Origin of the sequence: Acidovorax sp. HMWF018 (assembly GCF_003061035.1) — a bacterium.
In the GTDB taxonomy this organism is placed as follows: domain Bacteria; phylum Pseudomonadota; class Gammaproteobacteria; order Burkholderiales; family Burkholderiaceae_C; genus Acidovorax; species Acidovorax delafieldii.
Genome location: NZ_QAIM01000414.1, coordinates 1 through 5,331 on the forward strand (window position 1 = coordinate 1; position 5,331 = coordinate 5,331).

General features: G+C 68.5%; 6 protein-coding genes. 2 read left to right on the top strand and 4 right to left on the bottom strand.

What is annotated here, in order from left to right:
- The coding region (locus tag DBR23_RS17045; protein WP_108499035.1) for an RNA polymerase sigma factor at positions 1-483 on the top strand (483 nt) is incomplete at its 5' end.
- 23 nt (positions 484-506) lie between these two features.
- Here DBR23_RS17045 and DBR23_RS17050 read toward each other — a convergent pair.
- The 4 genes from DBR23_RS17050 to DBR23_RS17060 form a co-directional block, all read right to left on the bottom strand.
- The gene (locus DBR23_RS17050; protein ID WP_108499036.1) at positions 507-1,823 is read right to left on the bottom strand and encodes a ferric reductase-like transmembrane domain-containing protein; all 1,317 of its coding nucleotides are present in this window, start codon (positions 1,821-1,823) and stop codon (positions 507-509) included.
- Between the two features lie 153 nt (positions 1,824-1,976).
- Positions 1,977-2,801 carry a hypothetical protein gene (locus DBR23_RS17055; protein ID WP_233250520.1) on the bottom strand — a complete coding sequence of 275 codons (825 nt, stop codon included), beginning with the start codon at positions 2,799-2,801 and terminating at the stop codon, positions 1,977-1,979.
- Positions 2,802-2,807: 6 nt separating this feature from the next.
- Positions 2,808-3,158 carry a hypothetical protein gene (locus tag DBR23_RS30910; protein ID WP_233250521.1) on the bottom strand — a complete coding sequence of 117 codons (351 nt, stop codon included), beginning with the start codon at positions 3,156-3,158 and terminating at the stop codon, positions 2,808-2,810.
- 33 nt (positions 3,159-3,191) lie between these two features.
- Positions 3,192-4,232: an NAD-dependent epimerase/dehydratase family protein gene (locus DBR23_RS17060; RefSeq protein WP_108499037.1), complete on the bottom strand. Its 1,041-nt coding sequence runs from the start codon at positions 4,230-4,232 to the stop codon at positions 3,192-3,194.
- Between the two features lie 142 nt (positions 4,233-4,374).
- Between DBR23_RS17060 and DBR23_RS17065 the strand changes: the two genes are divergently transcribed.
- On the top strand, positions 4,375-5,259 hold the full coding sequence (locus DBR23_RS17065; protein WP_108499038.1) for a LysR family transcriptional regulator: 885 nt from the start codon (positions 4,375-4,377) through the stop codon (positions 5,257-5,259).
- The last annotated feature ends 72 nt before the right edge of the window (positions 5,260-5,331 follow it).

Genomic DNA, 5,331 nt, shown 5'->3' on the forward strand with positions numbered 1-5,331 from the left:
GCCATGGAGCAGCTGCTGCGCCTCACCCGTCCCGACATCCGCCGCTATGCGCTGCGCCAATGCGCCGCCACCACGGCGACGGACGACGTGGTGCAGGAGGCGCTCATCATCGTGTACCGCCGCGTGGGCGCGCTGCGCGAGGTGGCGGCGTTCGGCGGGTGGGTGGTGCGCATCGTGCAGCGGCTGTGCATGCAGCCCATGCTGGCCTGGCTCAAGGGCGAGCCGCTGGCACAGGTGGAAGACAACCTCGCCTGGTCGCACCGCCCCGACCACGAACTGCGCCATGACTTGGCCCTGGCCATCGACTCGCTGCCGCCCCTGTACCGCGAGGCCCTGCTGATGCGCGACTTCGAGGAGTTGACCATCGAGGAGATGGCGCAGCGGCTGGGTGTGACGCGCGAGGCGGCCAAAAGCCGCCTGCACCGCGCGCGGGCCCTGGTGCGGGAGTACCTGGCACCCACGGACCGCACCGGCACCACATAGCGCTGCAGCGCGGAGAACCCGCCTCAGCGCATCTGGAACAGCTCCTGGTGAAAGCGCGCAGGCGAACGCCCCAGCTGCTCCATGCCCTGGCGCACCGCCTCGGCAAAACCCTGCGGTCCGCAGAACCATACACTCGCCGCCGGGCTGGTGCCCGCCAGCAACGCTGCGGGTGTCACGGGCCCGGCGTTGTCGCTGTAGTGAATCTCCAGCGTCACGCTGGGCAAGCGGGCACACAGTGCAGCCATGCGCTCGGCAAACACCGCCTCGCCCGCATGGCGCACACAGTAGTGCAGGTGCACCCGGGGCGCCAGCGCGGGCGTGGACTGCATCGACTCCAGCCAGGCCATGAACGGCGTGGCGCCAATGCCTGCGGCCACCCACACCTGCTCGGTGGCGCTGTCGCTGCGAAAGTCAAAGCAGCCATACGGCCCCTCGATGCTCACCTGCTGCCCGGGACGGACATGCAGGGGCAACTGGCTCGTGTGGTCGCCCAGCGCCTTGATCGCAAAGCGCAGCACGCCGTCGCCCTGGTCGGCGTTGAGCAGGGTGAAGGGGTGCGCCCCTTCGGCGCGGCCAAAGGTGACAAACGCAAACTGACCGGCCGCATGCTTCCAGCCACTGGCGGGGCTGACCTGGCAGGTCACTTCCAGCACCCCAACCCCTTGGGACGACACGCCCACCACACGCGCTGCATAGCGGCGGCGGCGCCCGATGGCCCCGGCCAGCGAGCGCACGGCGCACAGCGCCCCCACCAGCGTGCACAGGCCCACCAGAACGCCTGCAGGCTGTTGCCACCAGGCGGGCGGCGTGAGCACCACGGCATGGAAGGCCAGCACCAGGTACACCAAGGCCAGCAGCTTGTGCAGGTAACGCCACACGTGGTACGGGAACCGCCGCCACAGCGTGATGACCAGCATGGCCGCGAGGAACCACACAGCCCACTCCCCCATCTCCTCGGCCAGGTGGCGGAAGGTGTTGAGCCACCAATCCGCGCGCGGCGTGCGCACCGGGCGGCCTACCCAGTCAGCCAGCAGGCTGCGCGACAGCTGCAGCCCGTAGTGCAGCAACGCCAGCACAATCGCGCCGATGCCCGCCCACTTGTGCAGGCGGTAGCTCTTGTCCAGGCCGTCCAGCGGCTTTTCCAGCCACGCGGGCCGCACGGCCAGCACCATGATCAGCGACATGAGGACCCAGGCCGATACCCCACTGAGCAGGATCAGCTGGTTGCGCCACCACCAGACATCACCCCACGCGGGCGGCGCAGGCTGCGGCACCCACAGACCCAGCAGCCACGCCGTACATGCCAGCACCAGGGAGCCCCCCAAGACCTTCTTCCACATCACCAGTCCCCACCATTTGTTGCAATGCAGCAACTGTAGAAACCCGCGATGAACGCCACCTGAACAGTGTGTGAAGCAGCGGCAAAGCGCGCCAGCTTGTGGCCGGAGGTTGATCTGCATCAGCCCTTTGCGCAGGTGCTGCCCTCCTCGGAATCAAGCCTGCACAAAACGCGCAAGCGGCCTGCGCGGCGTGGCAGGCACCTCGCCCTGCGGGTAACCAATGCGGCAGAACATCTGCACGGTGGGCTCCTGGGGCGTGCGGGGCGCTGGACGCCCCAGCACCAGCTGGTGCACGTGCTCGAAGTGCGGGGCCATTTCGGCAAACTCCTGCACCGCCTGGCTCATGGGGTGCATGCCCACACCCAGCGCCGTGGCCTGCAACTGCTGGCGCACATACAGGCGCCCGGTACGGATCTGGTCGCTGCGGGTGTTGGGGCCGGTGATCCACACAAAACCCATGGCCGTGCGGCTATGGCCCTCAAAACGCCCCATGGCGCTTTTGTAGGCGGCGCTGCCTTCGGCCGGAGGCTGGGTGCGGTCGAACATGCCCAAAGCGTCCACGGCGCGCACAAAAGGCGAGTTGATCGAGATGCCATCGCGGTGCTGCAGGATTTCGCCTGGCCCCACGCGCGTGAGCTGGATGCTTTCCATCATGGTGCGCGGCGTGAGCAGCTCTACCCGGGCAGATTCCCAGCACAGCGTGCGCAGCGCGGGCAACTGGTCGGCGCTGACGGTGCCGCCCACGCGCAGCGGGGCTTCAGCCGGTGCGCTGCCCAGCAACTGGGCCAGCACCCCGGGCGCGATGGCCCGGGTGGTATCGAAATCCGTCTTGGGCGTGCGACGCAGCAGCACCTGCGCAAACAGCGGGTCGGGCTGGCCACCAGGCTTGAGGGTGATGCGCGCCACGGGACGGTCGTCCCAGTCCTTCAGGGCCGCAGGCATCTCGCCCTGCGGCCACAGCAACACCTCGCTGGCCACGCCTTGCTAAGCCAGCGCCATCACCAGCAACTCCAGAAAGGCGCCATGGCCGATCAGGATCTGGCGCCCCCACGGATCCGTCTGTGGCAGCACCCGCGCAGGGTCGGTGCGCAGGGTAATGACACCGCTCTCGCGCAAGTCCACCAGCCAGGGCTGCAGGTTGTGCGAATTGGGTGCGGTGATGGCATAGGCCACGGCACGGCGGCGCAGGTCGGTCTCGCCCACCGGGCCTTTCCAGGCCTCCACCGCCTCGGCGGGATAGTGCGAGCCCACGGCACCACAGGCGACCAGCGTGCCCGCAGTGGCGGCGGCGATGGTGCCACCCCCTGCCAAACGGATGAAGTTGCGACGGTTCATGAGAATGCTCCGGTGGTTCAAGAGGTGATGCGGTCAGGCCAGCGCGGCGCGGATTGAACGGGTGGACACCAGCCCCAAATCGACCAGCGCCTGGCGCACGGCCTGATCGAAGGGGGTGTGTGGCTCGTCGCCGATGAGCGCGCGCAGGCGGGTGTTGTCCAGACGGTGCGGTGTGCGCCACAGATAGCGCATGTCCGCCAGCGCAGCGAACGTGGGGGCCACCAGCCCCATCACGCGCAGCAGCGGCCACGGCAACTGGCCCAACCGCAGCGCGCCCGCATCGGGCAACCAGCCCTGCTCTGCTGCAATCGCCGTGAAGCTGTGCAGCCACTGCTGCGCGGTAACGTGGTGCCCAGCGAAATGCAGGCACTCGAAGGAGGCCAGCCGGTCACGCTCTTGCGCCACGCGCACGAAGGTGCGGGCCAGGTCGGGCAGGTAGGCCCAGGGCGTGGCCACATCCAGCGGGCCGGGCCAGGTGATGCGGCCCCGGGGCAGGTCCTTGGCAATGGCCTGGTCGATCCAGCTGCCCGTGCCGCTGCCAAAAAAATCCCCGGCGCGCAACACCACAGCACGTAACTCGCCCTGTCGCGTGGCGGCCTGCAGCCGCTGCTCCAGCTGCACCCGCATGCGGCCCTTGAAACCAGTGGCGGCCTGGGATGTGTCTTCGCGCAGTACGGGCGGCATGGCTTCGCCAAAGTTGTAGACGTTGCCCGGCAGCATCAGCGTGGCACGCAGCTGGCGGGTGACGGCGATGGCAGCCTCCATCAGCACCGGGGCCTGCTCGCGCCAGGCCGTATGGGTGTAGGCAGGGTTGAGCGCATGCACCACCACCTGCGCGCCCTGTGCCTGGGCCGCCAGCGCGGCAGTGTCTTCCACTGCCACCGGCATCCACCACACGCCAGGAATGGCGGGCAATGCAGCGCTCTGCGCACTGGGGCGCACCTGGGCAAGCACCTGCCAGCCTGCCTGCGCAAAGGCGCGGGTGGCCGCCAGTCCCAGCCGCCCCCGGGCGCCCAGGATCAACACGGTGGAGGGATTGTCCGTGCAGTGTGGAAAACGGGTATGGGTGATCATCTGAGGGCTCCATTCACAAGGGATGGAGCGATTGTGAAAACGCCGGCACCGTTACACAATTGGCTAAGTGTTCATATCAGTAATGCAAATATGAATACCTCTAACCACCCTCCTGCCGCCCCATTGCGGGCACGCTATTGCCATGAACCAGACCTTTGACTGGAGCCTCGTGCAGTCCTTCCTGGCCGCACTCGACCAGGGCAGCCTGCTGGGCGCCGCCCGTGCGCTCAACGCCAGCCAGCCCACCATCGGCCGCCACATTGCCGAGCTGGAATCGCAGCTGGGCGTGGTGCTCTTTGAGCGCACCGGGCGCGGCCTGCTGCCCACGGCCACGGCGCTGCGGCTGGCCGAATCGGCCCGCGCCATGGAGATGGGCGCCCACCAGCTGGCACGCAGCGTGTCGGGCGCGGAGGAAGGCGTGAGCGGCACCGTGCGCATCACCGCCAGCCAGCCCGTGGCCTGCGTGCTGCTGCCGCCCGTGCTGGCGCGCATGCGCCAGGCGCTGCCCGAGGTGCAGGTGGAGCTGGTGGCCAGCAACCAGGTCACCAACCTGCTGCGCCGCGAGGCCGACATTGCGCTGCGCATGGTGCGCCCCGACCAGGCCAGCCTGGTGGCCAAGCGCATCGGCGCGGTGACGCTGGGCGCCTATGCCCACCGCGACTACCTGCGCCGCAAGGGCACACCCCGCCAACCGCCCGACCTGCTGCAGCACGAGCTGGTGGGCAACGACCGGCACGAAGACATCCAGCAAGGCTTTGCCGCGATGGGCTACCCGGTGGAGCGCGGGCACTTCGCGTTCCGCACCGACGACCTCATGGCCTACTGGGAGGCTGTGCGGGCGGGGCTGGGCATCGGCTTTGTGGGCAACTACCTGGCCCGCACCGACCCGAACGTGGTGGCCGTGCTGCCCATGCTGCCCCTGCCCGATCTGCCCATCTGGCTCACGGTGCACCGCGAGATCCGCACCAGCCGCAAGATTCGGGCGGTGTATGACTTTCTGGCGGCAGAGGTGCCCTTGGTGCTGTAGACCACGGGCAGCTCGCTGCCTGGCTGCTAGCATCCCAGTCCCTTTGTCCATTGCGCCCAAGGAGCCCCATGC